This is a genomic window from Bacillus sp. CGMCC 1.60114, from assembly GCF_042676365.1.
Taxonomy (GTDB): Bacteria; Bacillota; Bacilli; order Bacillales; family Bacillaceae_G; genus Bacillus_A; species Bacillus_A rhizoplanae_A.
Genome location: NZ_JBHTHG010000084.1, coordinates 115,110 through 135,434, shown reverse-complemented (window position 1 = coordinate 135,434; position 20,325 = coordinate 115,110). Strand labels below are relative to the sequence as shown.

Here is a 20,325-nt window from a genome sequence, read left to right as displayed (position 1 = left end):
TCTTTTTTTATTATATCCTGGACTTGTAAAAAACTTCGAAGATTATACATAAAGGATATGTTTTTTCAAATAATAAACGTACCATCATTTGGAAAGAAGGGTGAGGCGTGAAGAATATAAAGATGTTTCTCATTGGCTTTGTTTCAATTTTTATATTTGCAATTGTTCTATATAAACTGATTATATTTACTGGTGGTTATATGATGGATGAAAAGCGTCTTGTATTTCACTCTTCATCACGTATTGTTGATCAGCAAGGAAAAGAAATCACGAAACTTTACGTGGAAAATCGAGAATTGGTACATATTGAAGACATCCCCACATTTGTTCAACAATCATTTTTAGCTGTTGAAGATTCAGGTTTTTATAAACATCATGGTATTGATTTTTCTTCTATTATACGAGCACTTTATAAAGATATTTTAGCTGGAGAGAAAGTAGAAGGCGGGAGTACGATTACACAGCAGCTTGTGAAAAATGTTTTTTTGTCACATGAAAAAACGTTGTTTCGCAAAATAAAGGAAGTTGCCATTGCGTTTCACTTGGAGCAGAAATATACGAAGCAGCAGATTTTAGAAATGTATTTAAATCATATTTATTTTGGACACGGGGCATATGGCATTCAAGCAGCTGCAAAATTTTATTTTAATAAAGATGCACAGCAGTTAACGGTCGAAGAAGGAGCGATGCTTGCTGCTCTTCCGAAAGCGCCAAATAGCTATTCTCCGTTTTTGCATCCAGAAAAAAGTAAGGAACGCCGGGATTTAATTTTATCATTAATGCATAAACAAGGATATTTATCAGCAGAAGAAACAGTTCGTTATCAAGGAAAAACAATTGCTCTTCATACAAATCGAAATGAACAGGAGCTTGCTTATATGCCATATATCGATATGGTAGTCGATGAAGCAGCTCGTACGTATGGGTTATCTCATCAAGAAGTATTGCGCGGAGGATATACATTTGTTGTCGCGATGGATAACAAGATGCAAAAGGTAGCATATGAACAATTGCAAAATGTCCATAATTTTCCGATGCAAGACGATGAGATGCAAGGAGCTGTTCTTTTAATGGATAGTAAAACAGGCGGAATAAGAGCCGCAGTTGGAGGAAGGCATTACATAGCACGCGGGTTAAATCGAATTTATGCAAAGCGGCAACCAGGATCTGTATTAAAGCCGCTTCTCGTATATGCACCAGCATTGGAAACGAAAAAATATACACCGTATTCTTTATTAACAAATGAACAAAGTTCGTTTGATGGCTATGAACCACGCAATTACAACGATCAATATTCGAAGGAAGTAACGATGTATGATGCGTTATTAGAATCGGCAAATGTCCCTGCTGTATCTCTTCTGCATGACATTGGGGTCGAAGAAGGAAAGCGATATTTAGAAAAAGGAGATATTTATATTCCTGAACGTGGTCTTAGTACTGCGCTTGGCGGTTTAAAAGAAGGTGTTTCACCATTTGAACTTGTGAAAATGTATCGTGCATTTGCAGCGAGTGGAAAAATCGTTGAACCGCATGTAATTGAGAAGGTATTGAACCGACACGGAGAAATTATTGGACAAGCAACAGACAAAGAAATAAAAATTTTTTCTAAGCAAACTGCTTGGTATATGACAAAAATGCTTGAAGGTGTTGTGAAAGAAGGAAATGCACAAGATGGTGTATATAAAGGAGCACTTGCTGGGAAAACAGGAACAACTTCTTTGCCAAATCAGGAGAACGGAGCAAGAGATGTTTGGTTTGTTGGGTATACACCTAAATTAGTGGGAGCTGTTTGGATGGGATACGATCGCACTGATGACAAACATTATGTGCGTGGTACTAGTGCTTATCCAACAAGAATGTTTAAAACAATTTTAGCGAAAGTAAATGTACAAGAGGAAAAGAAATTTGTACAGCCGCGTGGTGTTGAAACAATTGGGATGCCGATTCGCTTAAGTAAAGTGGATGGTTTAGAAGCTAAGTTAACGTTTACCCCGCTTGGTTTGTTTACAGCGAAACTAACATGGAATCAACTTCCTGATAAGAGAGTTCAATATCGGATTTACAAAATAGACAATGGGAGAGCAACTCATATAGATACAGTAAAAGGAAAAGGTGAATATGAAGTAAAGTTTATGAACGTTTTTAAAGTACCGCATTTTTATGTTGTACCATTTAATCCGCAAACGAATCGAGAAGGAGAAAAAACAAAAGAGGTTAAGCCGTAAATTCAGCTTGTGCTATAATGAAAATGTTCCGAAAAAATAAGGGATTTAGACATATGTTTGTGTCAATTTCATGAACATCGTACATAATGTTGTACATTTTGTTTTTACAGATTGTATAGTAAGAAAAGATAAAAAAGGATAGGGTTCATTAGCTGCATTAGAAAAGAAGGGGGAACAGGGTTTTGGTACGACAAATTAACGAAACATTTTTACAAGCATGCAGAGGTGAGCGTACGGATTATGTACCAGCATGGTATATGCGCCAAGCGGGTCGTTCTCAGCCGGAATACAGAAAGATTAAAGAAAAGTATTCTTTATTTGAAATTACACATCAGCCAGAGCTTTGTGCTTACGTAACGAAGCTGCCTGTTGATCAATATAACGTTGACGCTGCTATTTTATATAAAGATATTATGTCACCGCTTCCAGCGATTGGGGTGGATGTAGAGATTAAATCAGGAATTGGACCGGTGATTGATAATCCTATTCAATCGCTAAACGATGTAGAAAAATTAGGGGAGATTCACCCAGAAGACGATGTTCCATATGTATTGGATACGATTCGTTTATTAACAACGGAAATGCTTGATGTTCCGTTAATCGGATTTGCAGGAGCGCCGTTTACGCTAGCAAGTTATATGATTGAAGGCGGGCCGTCCCGTAATTATCATAAAACGAAAGCGTTTATGTATGCAGAGCCGAAAGCATGGTTTGCGCTAATGGATAAGCTTGCAGATATGACGATTACATATTTAAAAGCGCAAATTCATGCTGGTGCAAAAGCAATCCAAATTTTCGATTCTTGGGTTGGTACAGTAAATGTGGCGGATTACCGCGTATATATTAAACCAGCAATGGAGCGTATTTTCACAGAGCTTCGTCCTATGAATGTACCGCTTATTATGCACGGCGTTGGAGCGAGTCATTTAGCAAATGAATGGAATGATCTGCCGCTTGATGTTGTCGGTCTGGACTGGCGTTTGCCAATTGAAGAAGCGCGTGCTCGCGGTATTCAAAAGGCTGTTCAAGGAAATTTAGATCCATCTATTTTACTTGCACCGTGGGATGTTATTGAAGCGCATGTAAAAGCGATTTTAGACCAAGGAATGAAACAGCCGGGATACGTATTTAACTTAGGGCATGGTGTATTCCCAGAGGTAAATCCAGAAACGTTAAAACGTATGACCGCATTCATACACGACTATTCAAGAGAACAGTTGGCGAAGTAAAGGAGAGGTCATATGAAAAAGAAAATCGGTTTACTTGTGATGGCATATGGAACGCCGTATAAAGAAGAAGATATTGAACGTTACTATACACACATTCGCAGAGGAAGAAAACCAAGCGCGGAAATGTTAGAAGAGCTAACAGAACGCTACCGAGCAATCGGTGGCATTTCTCCTCTAGCGAAGATTACGCTTGAGCAAGCAACAAAGTTAGAGGCATATTTAAATGAAATGCAAGACGAAGTAGAGTTTAAAATGTATCTCGGTTTAAAACATATTGAGCCGTTTATTGAAGATGCTGTGAAGAATATGTACGAAGATGGAATTAAAGATGCAATTGCTCTTGTTCTTGCGCCGCATTATTCTACTTTCAGTGTAAAGTCATATGTAGGCAGAGCGCAAGAGGAAGCAGAAAAGCTTGGCGGCTTGCAAATTCATGGAATTGATAGTTGGTATAAAGAACCGAAATTTATTGATTACTGGGTTAATCAAATAAAAGCAACATATGAAACAATGACAGCTGATGAGCGTGAAAAAGCTGTTCTTATCGTATCAGCACATAGTTTACCAGAGAAAATCATTGCGCTTGGTGATCCGTATCCAGAACAATTAAGTGAAACGGCTGATTATATTGCGCGCGGAGCCGGCGTGAAAAACTATGCCGTAGGCTGGCAAAGTGCTGGTAACACACCTGACCCATGGATTGGACCAGATGTACAGGATTTAACACGTGAGTTACATGAGAAATATGGATACACTTCTTTTGTATATGCACCTGTTGGGTTTGTTGCAGATCATTTAGAAGTATTATATGACAATGATATTGAATGTAAAATTGTAACAGAAGAAATTGATGCAAACTATTATCGTCCAGAAATGCCAAATGCAACTGCTTCATTTATTGCTTGTTTAGCAGATGTTGTTATGAAGAAGTGGAGTGCAGTTTCATAAAGCGAGAAAGGAGGAAGCAGGCTTGAAAAAGAAGGTAGTGATTATAGGCGGCGGTATTTCCGGTTTAACAACAGCCTATTATTTACAAAAAGAAGTTCGTGAACAAGGGCTGCCGATTGATACGATGCTTATCGAAGCATCAGGAAGGCTCGGAGGAAAAATTCAAACAGTGCAAAAAGACGGATTTACAATTGAACGTGGTCCAGATTCATTCTTAGAGCGAAAAGAGAGTGCATCAAGGTTAGCACGAGAACTAAATCTTGGTGATAAACTTGTCAACAATGCAACAGGGAAATCGTTTGTACTTGTAAATAATCGTTTGCACGAAATTCCAAGCGGTTCGATGATGGGAATTCCAACGCAAATTACACCATTTGTATATTCTGGGTTGTTTTCTCCTATCGGCAAGTTACGAGCAGGACTTGATTTTGTGCTTCCTCGTTCTAAGCCGATGTCGGATCAGTCGCTCGGTCACTTTTTCCGTCGCCGCTTAGGAAATGAAGTGGTTGAAAATTTAATTGAGCCGTTGTTATCAGGTATTTATGCTGGGGATATTGATCAGATGAGTTTAATGGCGACGTTCCCGCAGTTTTATCAAGTAGAGCAAAAATATCGAAGTATTTCACTTGGTATGCGTACATTAGCGCCGAAAGCGTCAAAGGATGCAAAAGCAAAAGGAATCTTTTTAACGTTAAAAACAGGATTGCAATCCGTTGTAGATGCAATTGAAGAACGATTAGAAGATGAAACGGTTATGAAAGGAACGCGCGTTGAAAAAATTACAAAAATTGATGATAGTTATAGCATCATGCTTAGCAACGGCAAAGAAATAGAAGCCGATGCTGTTGTTATGGCTGCATCTCATAAATTGCTGCCAACGATGTTTGCTCAATATAAACAGTTCCGCTTTTTCCGTAACGTTCCATCTACGTCAGTTGCGAATGTAGCGTTAGCGTTCCCGGAAGAAGCAATTCAGCGTGATATTGAAGGAACAGGATTTGTTGTCTCTCGTAATAGTGATTTTACAATTACAGCATGTACATGGACGCACAAAAAATGGCCGCATACAACGCCGGAAGGAAAGGTATTGTTACGTTGTTATGTTGGGCGCCCTGGCGATGAAGCGATTGTGGATCAAACAGATGAAGAAATCATTCGTGTCGTGCTAGAAGATTTGCAAAAGACAATGGATATAACAGCTGAGCCAGAGTTTACTGTTGTCAGCCGCTGGAAAGATGCGATGCCTCAATATACGGTTGGTCATAAAGAGCGCATGGAAGATATAAAACAGTTCATGAACGAAGAATTACCTGGTATTTATTTAGCAGGCTGCTCTTATGCTGGCACTGGATTACCAGATTGTATTGATCAAGGCGAAGCAGCGGTAAAATATGTATTATCTTATTTAGAACAAACGAAGCAAAAAGAGTTAATAGCGCAATAACAGGAGCATCCCTATTCATTAGGGATGCTTTTTGCATGATAGTGTTCTCTTTCATAATCAAGTGGTTGTTGTTTTGGATTGTCATTCATTGTAATAGAAGGAAATTGTTCTTTTTTCACGAAAGAGTAAGCTAACTAAGTACACATGGCTCCGAAAAGGTATAGGACAAATCTTATATTATAATCCCTAATTATACTTATTTTAAAAAGTTAATAAAGTTAAGGAGAAATATTTTATGGGAAAAAAAGTATTGTTTTTTGGAGATTTTGGAATTGATGATACGATAGCTCTTACATATGCCAATTTAACAGATAAAATTGATGTTATAGGAATTGTTGCCGACTATGGGAATGTACCCAAAACAGAAGCTATTAGAAATGTTCGTTTTTTACTTAAAAATGCAGGGAAAGAATATATAAAGGTTTTTGGTGGGGCAGAACATTCCATGACTGCAGAAGTTGAAACTTTTTATCCAGAAATTCATGGGAAATTTGGGATGGGACCCATTCAACCAGGACTAGAACTTAAAATGTTTGAGAATTTCTTTGAAGTTCTCAAACTTATTAACCAGTACAAAAATGAACTTATTATCGTGAATACTGGAAGATTAACTTCTCTTGCAACCTTATTTCTTCTTTATGAAGATGTGATGAAAAATGCCCATTCTTATTATATTATGGGGGGGGCCTTTCTATATCCAGGGAATGTTACTCCAATTGCAGAAGCTAATTTTTATGGTGATCCTGTAGCGGCCAATATTGTAATGAGATACGCAAAAAATTTATCAATTTATCCTTTGAATGTTACACAATCGGCTATCGTAACACCAGAAATGGTTAATTATATCCATTCTAAAGGAAAAACTAAGTTTTTAAAGCCTCTTTTAGACTATTACTATTATCAATTTTATCAAAAAAAAGTTCCTGGAATACAAGGTAGCCCGGTTCATGATGCGCTGACTTTGATTGCACTTAATCGTGATGATATTTTTACGTACTACCAATCGTCTGTGATGGTCAATGTACCTGGTACCTTACGAGGACAAAGCATAGGAGATTTTAGATCCACTTTGGAACATGAAACATTCGGTAATCGTCCAAAACATAGGATTGCAATACATATGAATTACGAACAGTTTTTTAAGGAGTTTATGACTGTAATGACTGGAGAACTATTTTAGTGAAAAATCGTGTATTCCATAGATGGCGTACGCCTAGCGATGAAAACGCAAGGGTAAACACATAAGAAGGTCCATAAAAGACTCTGTAGAAAGTAGTAAACTAGATTCATCATATAGTCAAAGAAAGAAAGTTTAATCTCCTACTGAAGTAAGAGGTTAATTTTTTGTAAATTCTTGCAAATGTAATGTTCTTTATGAAGAACCTTGCTATGATAGAACATGCTAGGACATAGGAAAAATATTTAGGGGGAGGATTTTTTTGAAAAAGCTAGCAATTATCTTTTTTTCACTTGTATTCGTTGTATTAGTATCAGATATTGTAGCGAAGGCTGAACAGGAACAAGTATTAACTGTTGATGAAGCAATTCAATTGTTTCAGCAGCAAGGGAAAAAGCAAGCGGTTGTAGAGGGGTATATTGTTGGATATACGCAAAATCCAGGTAAATATACGAAAGATCCAGCGAAATTTGGAGATACAAATGTTGCAATTGCTGCTTCTCCAGATGAAGTAAACACGAATAAAATTATGCCGGTTCAGCTTCCAATAGGTGAAGTTCGTAAAGCAGTTAATGTAAAGGATCACCCGGAAAATCTGGGGAAAAAGGTGCGTTTAACAGGTACGTTAGATAGTTATTTTAGTAGCCCAGGGTTAAAATCTGTTACTGCCTATGCGTTTCAAGATAAAGAAACTCAGAAGGTAAGTGATGTTATTGCCAATCCAAATGGGGGCGAAGTTGAAAAAGGAACAGCTGTAACATTAACAACAGCAACAGAAGGTGCCACTATTTATTACACATTAGATGGATCGAATCCAACATCTCAAGGTATTCGTTATAATGAACAAATTGTACTTAATGAAAATAGTGTGATGAAAGCGATTGCGGTAAAAGAGGGATTTGAAGATTCACGCATTGCAACATTCTCGTTTACGATTGTGAAAAATGATCCTATTCATATTCACGATATTCAGGGTAAATCGCACATTTCTGCTTATGATGGAAAAGATGTAAAAGCAGTTACAGGTATTGTTACACAAGTAGATAAGTATGGATTTTATATGCAAGATCCGCAGCCTGATGAAGACTCAGCTACTTCAGAAGGAATTTATGTTTATAAAAAGGATGGGGGCGTAAAAGTAGGTGACCTCGTTTCTGTAGATGGACAAGTTGAGGAATTTATCGGACCAGGATATGCAGAACGTTTTGAGACAGATTTATCGATTACAGAAATTAAAGCAAAGCAAGTTACAATTAAAGAGAGTAATCAAAAATTACCAGAAGCAGTTGTACTAGGAGAAAATGGTGTGAAAATACCAGATCAAGTTATTGATAATGATGGATTCGGTATTTTTGATCCAGCAGAAGATGCAATTGATTTTTATGAAAGTTTAGAAGGAATGCTTGTAACACTGCCACAACCAAAAGTGATTGCACCGCAAAAAAACGGCAATTTATATGTAACGATTGCGAATGGCAGTCAGAAAGTAACAACAAAATTCGGGACACCGCTTTTGCAAGCTGATAATTTAAATCCAGAGCGTCTTTCTATTAAAGTAGCACGTAATTATGTAGCAAAAGCGGGAGATCAGCTCCTCGGGGATGTAACAGGTATAGTTGGTTATGATTACGGAAGTTATCGTATTGCTCCAATCGGAGAGCTTCCAGCGCTGCAAGATGGTGGATTTAAACAACTTGGTGCAAATATTCAACCGCGCTTAGATAAATTAACAATTGCAACATATAACATTGAAAACTTCTCAGCAAACATGAAAGAAACATCTGATGAAAAAGTAAGACGTCTTGCTTACGCAATTAAATACAATTTAAAAATGCCTGATATTATTGGTGTTCAAGAAATGCAAGATAACAATGGAACAATTAATGATGGGACAACAGACGCATCACTTAGTGCAAAGCGTTTAATTGGTGCGATTCAGGCAATCCAGGGACCAAAGTATGAATATGTAGAGATTGCACCAGAAAACAATAAAGATGGCGGTGCGCCAGGAGCGAATATTCGCGTTGGTTTCTTCTATAATTCATCTCGTGTGAAATTAGCGCAAAAACCAGTTTTACTTGAGAACAACGTTGTACGAATTGGAGAAAATAATGCATTATTTGACGATACGCGTAAACCGTTAGCTGCTGAGTTTACATTCCAAGGGCAAAATCTCGTTGTTATCTCCAATCATTTAAATTCTAAATTAGGAGATGCATCGCCATTTGGAAAAATCCAGCCGCTTGTACTAAAAAGTGAAGCAAAACGAGTGCAACTTGCTGAGGAAGTCAATGGTTTTGTAAAAGGTATTCAGGAGCGTCATGCAAATGCACCAGTTGTTGTAGTCGGTGATATGAATGACTTTGAATTTTCAAAACCAATGCAAGCATTAAAAGGCGACATTATGAAAGAAATGCTTGAAACAGTTCCGCAAGAAAATCGTTATACGTATATTCATGAAGGAAATGCACAAGTGTTAGATCATATTTTTGTAACAAATAACATCGCACCGTATACAATTGTTGATCCAGTTCATTTAAATGCGAATGTCATGGAAGAGGATGGCCGCATGAGCGATCATGATCCAGTGCTTGCGCAAATTGAGTTAAAGAAAGCTTCATAATAAAGTGAAACTTCCGTCAGTGGAGGTTTTACTTCCAAAAAGTAGCGGGATAAAACACACTCGTCTGTAGTACAGGCGAGTGTTTATTTTTGTTATCTTTCTGATACAATGTTAGATAATGATACTGAATTCAATTTTTTAGTGATAATAGTAATGCGGGATAAAATGTAACTTGTAAACATTGGAAAGATGTGATAATATCATAATCGTACTAAGTGACTAAAATATTCAATCAGTCATTTTGGAGGTGAAAACATGGCAATTGATCGTAAACGAGCGATTATTGAAGCTGCAACAAAATCTTTTTCTGCTTTTGGCTATAAAGCAACAACAATGGATCAAGTTGCAAAACTTGCAAATGTTGGGAAAGGAACGATTTATACGTTTTTTAAAAATAAAGAAGAGCTATTTGGTGAAATCATTTCAAATTTAATTAACGAAATGAAGCAAGTAGCAGAAACGGCAATTGATTCAAATATATCATTTTTTGAAAATGTACATCGCGCCTTATATAGCATTTTAGAATTCCGTAAAGAACATCAACTTATGATTAAGCTGATCCAAGAAGAGCGAGATATGGGAACAAAAGAAGTGCAAGAAGTTATGCAGCAATTGGATTCTGAAATTATTACATTTATTAAATCCCGTCTTGAAGTTGCAATTGCAAAAGGTGAAATTATGGCGTGTGATCCAGAAATCACAGCATTTATCATGCTTCGTCTGTATGTGTCTCTTATTTCTGACTGGGAAAAATATCACGAACCGCTAGAAAAAGAGCATATCGCTGAACTTTTTGAATTATATTTATTAAAGGGATTGTCAAAATAAGATAATCCTCTTATTATTATAAAATATGACTGATTGAATAAATTGGTCATAAGTTAGAATAGGAGGAGTCAACAAGAGAGAAATCAGGGTAGTATACGAGATTGTCAGCAGATAGTCTTATTATTTTTAAAGAAAATGACTAAATGAACAATATGGTCAATTATTTGTTTAAGGGAGAGTGAAACAATGCGAGGATTTAAACTGCTTGGAAAAGAGTTTGCGACGATTATTAAAAGCAAAAAAATCTTAATTCCAATTATTGCAGTATTATTTATTCCGGTATTGTACGCTGGTATGTTCTTATGGGCGTTTTGGGATCCATATGGTCAATTAAAAGATTTACCAGTTGCGGTTGTAAACCTTGATGAAGGTGCAGTATATAATGGGAAACCGATTGAAGCTGGTAAGGAACTTGTTAATAATTTGAAAGAAAATAAAAGCTTCAAATGGGAGTTTGTCAGCGACAAAAAAGCAAAAGAGGGGATGGACGATCGTAAATATTATATGACGATTGGCATTCCAAAAGACTTCTCTAAAAATACAACAACACTGCTGGATGAAAACCCTAAAAAGTCAAAATTAGAGTACATTCCAAATGAAAGCTTAAATTTCTTATCTTCACAAATTGGTGGATCAGCCATTGAAAAAATCAAAGGTGAAGTAGCAAATTCAGTAACGAAAACGTATGCTGAGACAATGTTTGATTCATTAAAAGATGTTTCAAAAGGTTTCGCCGATGCAAGTGAGGGAGCAGGTAAGCTTCATGACGGTACGAGTCAATTAAAAGACGGCTCGCAGCAAATTACCGTTGGTTTAGGTGATTTATCTAAGAAAGCGAATGATGGATTGAACCAATTGTCTGATGGATCAGGTCAATTGACAGGAGGACTAGGTCAGTTAGTAGATTCAAAAGGAAAATTTCAAAATGGCTTAAACCAATTGTCTGATGGATCAGGTCAGTTGACAGGAGGACTAGGTCAGTTAGTAGATTCAAAAGGAAAATTTCAAAGTGGCTTAAGTCAATTAGCAAGTGGTTCTAATGAAATCACAAATGGATTAAGTGAGTTAAATAGTAAAGTAAGTAGTATGCCAGATGGAGTGAATCAGTTATTGGGTGGTTCGCAAAAAATTACAAATGGATTAAAATCAGCCCAAAAAGGTGCGCAAGATATAAGCTCAGGAGCTTCTGGACTTTCACAAGGGGTATCTGAATGGAAGAAACAAGCAGATACTCTGAGTAATGTTGCGCAACAAACAGCAGGAGGAGCTCAACAGGTTTCAAAAAGCTTAGCGGATTTAAATGAACAAATTAAAAATTTACCAGAAGAATATAGAAAGCAATTACAGCCTGCTGTTCAAGGAATTATGGAAGGTAGTCAACAAGTTTCCAAAGGTACAGCAGGAGTTGCACAGGGCGTACAAGGGCTAGCTGGAGAAAAAGGTGCCGGAAAAATTGAAGCCGGAGCAAAACAACTTGCAAGTGGAGCTGGCCAGTTAAATGATGGAATAAGTCAATTGGCAGATGGATCAGGAAAAGTAACAGGGGGGCTAAATGAATTAGCAAGTCAATCTGGCCAACTAACAAGCGGAGTAAGTGCTTTACTTGATGGTTCCCAAAAAATCACAGGTGGTTTAAATCAATTTGTAGATCCAAAAGGAGAGCTACAAACAAATTTAGGCAAGTTATTGAGTGGTTCTCAACAAATTACAGGTGGCTTAAATCAATTTGTAGATCCAAAAGGAGAATTACAAACGAATTTAGGTAAGTTATTGAGTGGTTCCCAAAAAATCACAGGTGGTTTAGGTCAATTCGTAGATCCAAAAGGAGATTTCCAAAGTGGTTTAACTCGTTTACAAGACGGTTCTGACCAAGTAACGAGTGGATTAGGCGAAGCGAACGACGGTTCAAAAGAACTTGCAACAAAACTTGGCGAAGGTGCTGAGAAAACAAGTGAAACAAAAGGTACGAATAAGACATACGATATGTTTTCTAGTCCAGTAAAAGTGAAAACTGAGAAAGTAGCAGAAGTTCCAAACTACGGAACAGGCTTTACACCGTACTTCTTATCTCTTGGTTTATTCGTTGGGGCACTGTTATTATCTATTGTGTTCCCATTACGCGAAACAGTTGGTATACCGAAATCAGGATTTAGCTGGTTTATTAGTAAGTTTGGTGTGCTTTTAGTTGTTGGTGTGATTCAAGCACTTATCGCAGATGCGATATTACTGCTTGGATTAGGTGTTGAAGTACAAAGTGTTCCATATTTCGTATTGTTTAGTATTATTACAAGCTTATCATTTATTGCGTTAGTTCAATTTTTAGTAACTGCTTTTAGCGATGCAGGACGTTTTGTGGCAATCTTGACATTGATTTTACAGTTAACAACAAGTGCTGGTACATTCCCGCTTGAGTTAATTCCAAAACCACTGCAAGTGTTTAATGCATGGTTCCCAATGACATATTCTGTATCAGGATTTAAAGCAGTTATTTCAAGTGGAGATTACAGCTTTATGTGGCACAATGCAGGTATTTTAATAGGCTTTATCGTTCTATTATCACTTGGAACAATTGGAACATTAACTTGGATGCATAAACGTCAATTTGGAAAGTTTGCCGAAGCAGAATAATTGAAAAATCCTAAAGGCATTAGCCTTTAGGATTTTTTTATTTTATTATGCTACTTTTTTCTTTTTCCGAAAACGATGTACACCATAATTAACAAGGATAAGCGTAAAAATGACCCAAGCAAATGGTGCATATTTTTCGAAGAGTGTTTTCATTTTCATATTCTTTGTGATTTCTTCTTTTGTTTTACCTATTAAAATTTCAGAACTATTATAGCCTTCAAGGTTATTTCCTTTTTTTACTCCAAAAATTAGAGCTTCCGTGTTATTTTCAATTCCGTGATAGCGGTATCCTTTACTATGTATTGTTAATTGTGTATCGTCTTTTTTTAAGGTGTAGTCCTCAGTTGTAGTAATGTCTTTTGAAGAAAGTGGAATAGGCTCGATTGCCAATCGAATTTCTTTTTCGTTTAAAGCAGGAAGTGATTCACCATTTACAGAAAGGTGCGCTGGAATATGTTTTTCGGTATCCATGCTTTTCCAACTTAATTTTTTTCTTCTATAAGACTTTTTTTCGAGTAAAGCAAATTCTTTATTTACTTTTGTTTCATCTGCAACTGGCCGTTCAGTCGTTATGTTTCCTTTTAATAGAATCACACCATCTTTTGCTGTTTGAAAAGAGGTTACTTCTTTTGTTTCTTTTAGCTTGTTTACAGCGTCGTTATAATGTTCCTTTCCAAACAGTGAAGAGATTGTTTGTACAGTTAAGAATATGTATAAGATTGCTAGTGCGATGATGCTCTTTTTCAAGATTGTTCCCCCTGAAAATAATTTGAATGTTTCCTATATCTATTATTTTACAGAAAAACATATATTAGGAACAATTCCGTATTATGACAGTAGCCTTACAAAATTGTAAGGTTGGGTTTTCGATGTGTGGGAATGCGAATTATATATAAATATATAGGTGCTTTGTCAGTAGAAAGGTATATATAACTTTTATTTTTCAACATAGGAGACTAGAATAAAAACAGATGATATGATTAACAATCGTATATGAAGATGGAGATGAAATAATGAAAAAAACAATTTCTGATATCGCTCAAATAGCAGGGGTTTCAAAGAGTACAGTTTCCCGTTATTTGAATGGCGGTTCTGTTAGTGATGCGACAAAAGAGAAAATCAAGCGTGCGATTCAAGAAACAGGATATATTCCTAACACGTTTGCTCAAAGTTTAAAGGCAAAGAAAACAAATATTATTGGTACAATCGTACCACGTTTGGATTCCTATGCTTCATCGCTAACATTAATTGGTATCGATGAGCAGTTAAAAGAACTAAATTATCAAATGTTAATATCTAACTCCAATCAAGATTTAGAACGGGAAATCGAAAACATTTATACATTGGCAAATCAAAAGGTTGCAGGGATTATTTTACTGGCTACTCAAATTACCGATCAGCATATAGAAGCTTTTCGTAAGATTGATATACCAGTGCTGCTTGTTGGACAGCAGCATAAAGAAGTGTACAGTTTCATTCATGATGATTACGGAGCGGCTTATGATATAGGACAATATATCCTCGCAAAGGGGCATAAAAGAATCGGGTATTTAGGTGTAGGAGAACATGACATTGCGGTTGGCGTAAAACGAAAGCAGGGGTTCAAAGAAGCAGTAGCTACAAAATCGGATTGTGAAGTGAAGTATTATGAAACAAGTTTTAATATCGCAGACGCGATTGGAACCGCATCTGAAATTATTGAAGAGTTTCAACCCTCTATTTTAGCTTGTGCAACAGATAATATCGCACTTGGTGCATTAAAAGCCGCATATATGAGAGGTTTACGAGTGCCTGAAGATTTGTCCATTACTGGATTTGGTGGATATCAAGTAACAGAGGTGATTCATCCCGCTTTAACAACTGTGAAATTTTACTACAAAGAAGTTGGACAAATGGCAGCTGGAAATATTGTGAAACTCATAAACGAAGAAGAAATAGAGAAAATTTCGATATCCCAATATGAAATAATTGAAAGAGAAAGCGTTGACAATATATAAAAGCAATCATATAATTTTATTGAAACCGGTTCCAATGACTGGTTTTTCATAAACTTTAATTTGGAACCGGTTCCAAAGGGTGTATAATAAAGGGGGAGCGTTATGAACTACAATCAAATTGCAAAAGAAATTTTGGAGGCAATTGGTGGTAAAGAGAATGTATCTGCAGCAGCACACTGTGCAACCCGCTTACGTTTAGTTTTAAACGATGAAGGGAAAGTTGATCAAAAGAAACTTGATAGTATGGATATCGTGAAGGGGACTTTTTCTACGGGTGGACAGTTTCAAGTTATTATAGGTTCAGGAACTGTAAACGAAGTGTATAAAGAGCTGGCAAAATTGACAGGTCTTTCCGAGATGTCTACAAAAGATGTGAAAGCCGCTGGAACAAAAAAATTGAATCCGCTTCAGCGATTTGTGAAAATGCTTTCTGATATTTTTGTTCCTATTATTCCGGCTATCGTAGCAGGCGGTCTATTAATGGGGATTAACAATCTACTAACAGCAAAAGATTTATTCATTGCAGGGAAATCACTAGTGGAAGCAAATCCTCAAATAACAGATTTAGCAGCACTTATTAATACATTTGCAAATGCAGCATTCGTATTCTTACCAATTTTAATTGGTTTCTCAGCTACACAACGATTTGGAGGGAATCCTTATCTTGGGGCAGCTCTTGGTATGTTAATGGTTCATCCTGATTTATTGAATGGATATCAATATGGGGCGGCTTTGTTGGCTAATAAAATACCTGCTTGGCATATATTTGGTATAAGCATTGAAAAAGTAGGATATCAAGGTACAGTATTACCAGTTCTTGTGGCGTCATTTATTCTAGCAAAAATAGAAACATATTTACGAAGAGTAATTCCGACAGCACTTGATAATCTTCTTACACCTTTATTAACGATTTTTATTACAGGTTTATTAACATTTACAGTAGTAGGACCAATTACACGTTCTGCGGGAAACTTGTTAACAGATGGAATCGTTTGGTTATATGACACAACTGGATTTATTGGTGGCGGGATTTTCGGATTCCTCTATGCACCAATTGTTATTACAGGTATGCATCATAGTTTTATTGCAGTCGAAACGCAATTATTAGCTGACGTTGCAAAAACAGGGGGATCATTCATATTTGCAATTGCAACAATGTCTAACATTGCACAAGGTGCAGCAACTCTTGCGGTCTTTCTTATTACACGAGATAAAAAAGTGAAAGGGATTGCTTCAGCAGCGGGAATATCAGCACTGCTAGGCATTACAGAGCCAGCGATGTTTGGTGTTAATTTAAAACTAAGATATCCGTTCATAGCAGCTATTATAGGTTCAGGAGTTGCATCAGCTTTTATCACTTTTTACAAGGTAAAAGCAATTTCACTAGGAGCTGCTGGTTTACCTGGTGTTATTTCGATTAGACCAGACTGTATGATTCCGTATGTAATCGGAATGGTAATTTCCTTTATCGTTGCTTTTGCATTAACACTTATTTTAGCAAAAAGAACAAAAAAGAAGGGAAGCAACTCTTCTCAAAAAGAGGCAGCTTAATTTATGGTAATAAATAGAGGAGAATGATTTTATTCTCCTTTATTCATTAAGGGAGTTTGATAGAAATGGTATGGACAAGGAAACAGCGCTATCGCCGGGTTGATGAGGTAAGCTCGGAAGAAATTCAGAAATTACAAGCAAGAGTAAATAATTGTTCTTGGCGGCAAACGTTTCATATACAGCCAGAAACAGGTCTGTTAAATGATCCAAATGGATTTTCTTATTATAATGGCGCATATCATCTATTCTACCAATGGTTTCCGCTCGGACCTGTGCATGGTTTAAAGTATTGGTACCATACGAGATCGAAGGATCTTGTTCATTGGGAAAATGTTGGTATAGGGATTGAACCGACAAATGGTTATGACAGCCATGGCGTTTATTCTGGAAGTGCAATTGAGCATGAAGGACAATTATACTTAATGTATACCGGCAATACTCGTGATGAAAAATGGATAAGAAAACCTTATCAATGTATCGCTATTATGGATGAAACAGGAAAGATTAAAAAGTTAGAGCATCCTGTCATTCAAGAAGTTCCAAATGGATATACAGACCATTTTCGTGATCCGAAAGTTTGGAAAAAAGGTAATATCTATTATGCAGCCATTGGAGCGCAGCGAGAAGATGAGACAGGATGTGTAGTAATATATCGATCGCCTGATTTACTGCAGTGGAGCTATGAAGGAGAATTGCAAACAAATTTGAATAATTTTGGTTATATGTGGGAATGCCCCGATTACTTCGAGTTACAAGACAGGGGAGTTCTCCTTTTTTCTCCACAAGGTATAAAACCTAAAGGAGATCAATATCAAAATATTTATCAATCTGGTTATATTCTTGGAGACAAGCTGGATGTAGAACAATTATCTATGTTGCACGGTTCCTTCCAAGAGTTGGACAGAGGATTTGATTTTTATGCCCCTCAAACAATGATAAATTCAGATGGACGGCGTATTTTAGTTGGATGGATGGGATTGCCGGAAATAGATTATCCAACTGATAAAAGCGGTTGGGCGCATTGTTTGACATTACCAAGAGAATTGCTCGTTCGAGGAGAGAAGTTGATTCAACAGCCGATAAAGGAGCTTCGATCGCTTCGTAAACAGCAGTATAAACTAAAAGATACGATTCGCAGTGAACAGAAAATGTACGAGGGATTTACAGGGATAGCATACGAAATAATTTGTGAATTTGAAAATAAGGATGCAACTGAATATGGAATTGCATTTAGAGTGGGGAGAAATGAGAGAACAGTAGTTAAGTATAATGTTGCTGAGAAAAAAATAATACTAGATCGTACACATTCAGGAGAAGCTGTAGCAGAATCTTATGGAACAAAGAGAAAATGTTCAGTAGATGCACGAGCGATTAAATTTCATTTATTTGTGGATACATCTTCTGTTGAGATTTTTATAAATGATGGAGAAGAGGTATTTACTAGTCGTATATTTCCAGGAATTGACAGCAAAGAAATTTATTTTTTTGCTGAAGAAGGAAGTGTATTATTACAAGCAACAAAATGGGATTATGAATAAGGAGAAAAGGATGAAATGTATGAAGCGTTTATATGCAATCGGGGAAGTTTTAATTGATTTCATTCCTGTTCAAAAAGGAAAGGCTCTAAAAGATGTAGTAGAATTTCAAAGAGTTCCTGGAGGAGCACCTGCAAATGTAGCAGCTACAGTTGCAAAATATGGCGGGAAGTCATGTATGCTTACAAAGTTAGGTGCCGATGCATTTGGCGATTTTCTTTTAGAGCAATTACAGGAAGTAGGTATAGATACAGATAAGATTATAAGAACGAACGAAGCAAATACCGGTCTTGCTTTCGTCTCATTACGTGAAGATGGTGAACGTGATTTTTCCTTTTATCGAAATCCTTCCGCAGACTTGTTGTTTCATGAAAATGAAATAGATGAAAGATGGTTTGAAGAAGGCGATATTCTTCATTTTTGTTCCGTGGATTTAGTAGAAAGTCCAATGAAATATGCACATGTAAAGGCGATTCGTTCTGCAAAAGCAAACGGGGGAATTATCAGTTTTGATCCTAACGTACGTCTGCCGCTTTGGAAACATGCTGAAGATTGTAGAAAAATAATTTTGGAATTTATTCCGTGTGCACATATTGTTAAAATTTCGGATGAAGAGCTGCCGTTTATCACTGGTATTTCTGATACAAGAAAGGCTATTGAGTCCTTGTTTATAGGAGATGTAAAAGTTGTAATTTATACAAAGGGAGCGCAAGGTGCGGAATTATACATGAAGGATAAACGCTATGAATCAAATGGATATCGTGTTATAGTACAGGATACAACAGGTGCAGGAGACGCATTTATTGGTGGTTTCTTGTATAAATTGTTAGAGAAAAACGTAGGGCAACAAAATTTAGAAGAGGTGCTGTATATGCATTCGCAGGAGATATTAACATTTGCAAATGCAAGCGGAGCTCTTACTACAACAGGAAAAGGAGCAATATCTTCTATTCCCGTAAAAGAAGATATTTATAAGTTACTTCAAGATTGACATGTAACTAAATGAATACTCCCCTACTTAACTTCGTTTGAAGTAGGGGTTTCTAACGTATCGAACACTGCGAAACGCTTAACGTTAGTGGAGTTGACACAATGGTGTGCTATAGACACCCAACCCCTCTATCCCATCAGTCTAGCTTTTGGGACTGCTTATGAGCCTACTGCAAGATTCCTAAGAATCATCAATGCGTCTTCGGCTACTTCTTAGGCTTGAACATTTTACATAGCAGAGCCAATAAGTACCTGCTACAACCTCATACGTTCAGTTTTCAAAGTACAACTTGCACATGGAAAATTATAACATAGGAGTATATGTTTTGCTACGCAAAAAAGCCAATTCATCTCTCACCTATTTGTTGGTGCTACGCACCTTCACACAAATTGAGGAAGGAGTCTTCTTGGCTAAAATGATAAAAAGGGGATTTGACCTAAATAAGTAAATCTATTTCATACACAAAGAATAAAAAGAAGATAACCAACTATATATGATAGATGGTTATCTTCTTTTTCTTTTTTACGAGAACGATATATGCCATAATTAACATTACCCACGTAAATGGTCCATATTTTTTGTAATTTCTTCCTTTGTTGTTCCAACTATAATTCCAGAACTCAAATGTGTTTCCTATTCTAACGCCAAAAATAAGATCTTCCGTGTTATTTTCGATTCCATAAAAGCTCAATTGGGCGGGCTTTCTGTCAGTGGAAGATGAAGAAAAAAGTTTCACTTTATGCATATTTCTTTGCATTTTCAGATGTTTTTTGCATAATTTTTAATAAAGTGTATTATTATGCAGGAAGAATAGGCGGAAAAACTGAAACAACTATAAAGAAAAAACATAAAGTACATATAGGAGGTTTTTATTATGGAACAAATGAACAAAGTAAACATTGGGGATTATGTTCAGTTTCCTTATCGTGATAACCCATCCTTAAAATTAACTGGATATGTAGTAAACATTTTAATAAATACAGTTGTTGTAGATGTTTCAGAAATGTTAAAGAATGAAGAGCATCAAGATATCGAAGTTCGCCAAGTGGTAAAACATGATCAGTACAAGAAAATAGAAATTTCGAGAGATAATGTTTCATGATGAATACGATAAACATTCTCCATTAGAGGAAATAAATTTTGAAAGCC

At 36.5% G+C, this 20,325-nt stretch carries 13 protein-coding genes and 1 pseudogene; 13 read left to right on the top strand and 1 reads right to left on the bottom strand.

The genetic code is table 11. The annotated features are described in order from the left end of the window. The first annotated feature begins 122 nt into the window (after nt 1–122). The 8 genes and pseudogenes from ACFQZ1_RS12465 to ACFQZ1_RS12430 all read left to right on the top strand — a co-directional run bounded on the left by ACFQZ1_RS12465 (nt 123) and on the right by ACFQZ1_RS12430 (nt 13,102). Nucleotides 123–2,225 carry a transglycosylase domain-containing protein gene (locus tag ACFQZ1_RS12465; RefSeq protein ID WP_377882699.1) on the top strand — a complete coding sequence of 701 codons (2,103 nt, stop codon included), beginning with the start codon at nt 123–125 and terminating at the stop codon, nt 2,223–2,225. 182 nt (nt 2,226–2,407) lie between these two features. Further along, a complete protein-coding gene (gene hemE / locus ACFQZ1_RS12460; RefSeq protein WP_377882492.1) occupies nt 2,408–3,454 on the top strand; it encodes a uroporphyrinogen decarboxylase in 1,047 nt (348 codons plus the stop codon). A gap of 12 nt (nt 3,455–3,466) precedes the next feature. After that, the gene (gene hemH / locus ACFQZ1_RS12455) at nt 3,467–4,402 is read left to right on the top strand and encodes a ferrochelatase (RefSeq protein WP_377882490.1); all 936 of its coding nucleotides are present in this window, start codon (nt 3,467–3,469) and stop codon (nt 4,400–4,402) included. Nucleotides 4,403–4,424: 22 nt separating this feature from the next. Further along, nucleotides 4,425–5,846 carry a protoporphyrinogen oxidase gene (gene hemY, locus ACFQZ1_RS12450; protein ID WP_377882489.1) on the top strand — a complete coding sequence of 474 codons (1,422 nt, stop codon included), beginning with the start codon at nt 4,425–4,427 and terminating at the stop codon, nt 5,844–5,846. A gap of 235 nt (nt 5,847–6,081) precedes the next feature. Then, nucleotides 6,082–7,026, top strand: coding sequence for a nucleoside hydrolase (locus ACFQZ1_RS12445; protein ID WP_377882488.1), 945 nt, complete (start codon nt 6,082–6,084; stop codon nt 7,024–7,026). Between the two features lie 352 nt (nt 7,027–7,378). Beyond that, a pseudogene (locus tag ACFQZ1_RS12440) lies at nt 7,379–9,646 on the top strand (DUF6359 domain-containing protein); the annotation flags it as partial. 255 nt (nt 9,647–9,901) lie between these two features. Further along, complete coding sequence (locus tag ACFQZ1_RS12435) at nt 9,902–10,474, top strand: TetR/AcrR family transcriptional regulator (protein ID WP_377882487.1); 573 nt, start codon at nt 9,902–9,904, stop codon at nt 10,472–10,474. A 186-nt stretch (nt 10,475–10,660) separates the two neighbouring features. Next, nucleotides 10,661–13,102 (top strand): YhgE/Pip family protein, encoded by a 2,442-nt coding sequence (locus ACFQZ1_RS12430; protein WP_377882486.1) that lies wholly within the window; start codon nt 10,661–10,663, stop codon nt 13,100–13,102. A gap of 45 nt (nt 13,103–13,147) precedes the next feature. Here ACFQZ1_RS12430 and ACFQZ1_RS12425 read toward each other — a convergent pair whose 3' ends face one another. Beyond that, nucleotides 13,148–13,849, bottom strand: coding sequence for a hypothetical protein (locus ACFQZ1_RS12425; RefSeq protein ID WP_377882485.1), 702 nt, complete (start codon nt 13,847–13,849; stop codon nt 13,148–13,150). Nucleotides 13,850–14,115: 266 nt separating this feature from the next. Between ACFQZ1_RS12425 and ACFQZ1_RS12420 the strand changes: the two genes are divergently transcribed. The 5 genes from ACFQZ1_RS12420 to ACFQZ1_RS12400 all read left to right on the top strand — a co-directional run bounded on the left by ACFQZ1_RS12420 (nt 14,116) and on the right by ACFQZ1_RS12400 (nt 20,278). Further along, on the top strand, nt 14,116–15,099 hold the full coding sequence (locus tag ACFQZ1_RS12420) for a LacI family DNA-binding transcriptional regulator (protein WP_377882484.1): 984 nt from the start codon (nt 14,116–14,118) through the stop codon (nt 15,097–15,099). Between the two features lie 102 nt (nt 15,100–15,201). Further along, nucleotides 15,202–16,650: a sucrose-specific PTS transporter subunit IIBC gene (locus ACFQZ1_RS12415; protein ID WP_377882483.1), complete on the top strand. Its 1,449-nt coding sequence runs from the start codon at nt 15,202–15,204 to the stop codon at nt 16,648–16,650. Nucleotides 16,651–16,715: 65 nt separating this feature from the next. Beyond that, nucleotides 16,716–18,188, top strand: a complete 1,473-nt coding sequence (locus tag ACFQZ1_RS12410) for a glycoside hydrolase family 32 protein (RefSeq protein WP_377882482.1) — start codon at nt 16,716–16,718, stop codon at nt 18,186–18,188. 19 nt (nt 18,189–18,207) lie between these two features. Next, entirely contained in the window at nt 18,208–19,176 is a 969-nt protein-coding gene (locus ACFQZ1_RS12405; protein ID WP_377882481.1) for a carbohydrate kinase family protein, read from the top strand. Nucleotides 19,177–20,050: 874 nt separating this feature from the next. Next, nucleotides 20,051–20,278 (top strand): DUF2187 family protein, encoded by a 228-nt coding sequence (locus ACFQZ1_RS12400; protein WP_377882480.1) that lies wholly within the window; start codon nt 20,051–20,053, stop codon nt 20,276–20,278. Nucleotides 20,279–20,325 lie beyond the last annotated feature (47 nt).

Coding starts and splice junctions, on each gene's coding strand:
- ACFQZ1_RS12445 (WP_377882488.1), top strand. CDS start 6,082: ATGGGAAAAAAAGTATTGTTTTTTGGAGATTTTGGAATTGATGATACG.
- ACFQZ1_RS12410 (WP_377882482.1), top strand. CDS start 16,716: ATGGTATGGACAAGGAAACAGCGCTATCGCCGGGTTGATGAGGTAAGC.
- ACFQZ1_RS12400 (WP_377882480.1), top strand. CDS start 20,051: ATGGAACAAATGAACAAAGTAAACATTGGGGATTATGTTCAGTTTCCT.
- ACFQZ1_RS12420 (WP_377882484.1), top strand. CDS start 14,116: ATGAAAAAAACAATTTCTGATATCGCTCAAATAGCAGGGGTTTCAAAG.
- hemH (WP_377882490.1), top strand. CDS start 3,467: ATGAAAAAGAAAATCGGTTTACTTGTGATGGCATATGGAACGCCGTAT.
- ACFQZ1_RS12405 (WP_377882481.1), top strand. CDS start 18,208: ATGAAGCGTTTATATGCAATCGGGGAAGTTTTAATTGATTTCATTCCT.
- ACFQZ1_RS12415 (WP_377882483.1), top strand. CDS start 15,202: ATGAACTACAATCAAATTGCAAAAGAAATTTTGGAGGCAATTGGTGGT.
- ACFQZ1_RS12430 (WP_377882486.1), top strand. CDS start 10,661: ATGCGAGGATTTAAACTGCTTGGAAAAGAGTTTGCGACGATTATTAAA.
- ACFQZ1_RS12435 (WP_377882487.1), top strand. CDS start 9,902: ATGGCAATTGATCGTAAACGAGCGATTATTGAAGCTGCAACAAAATCT.
- ACFQZ1_RS12465 (WP_377882699.1), top strand. CDS start 123: ATGTTTCTCATTGGCTTTGTTTCAATTTTTATATTTGCAATTGTTCTA.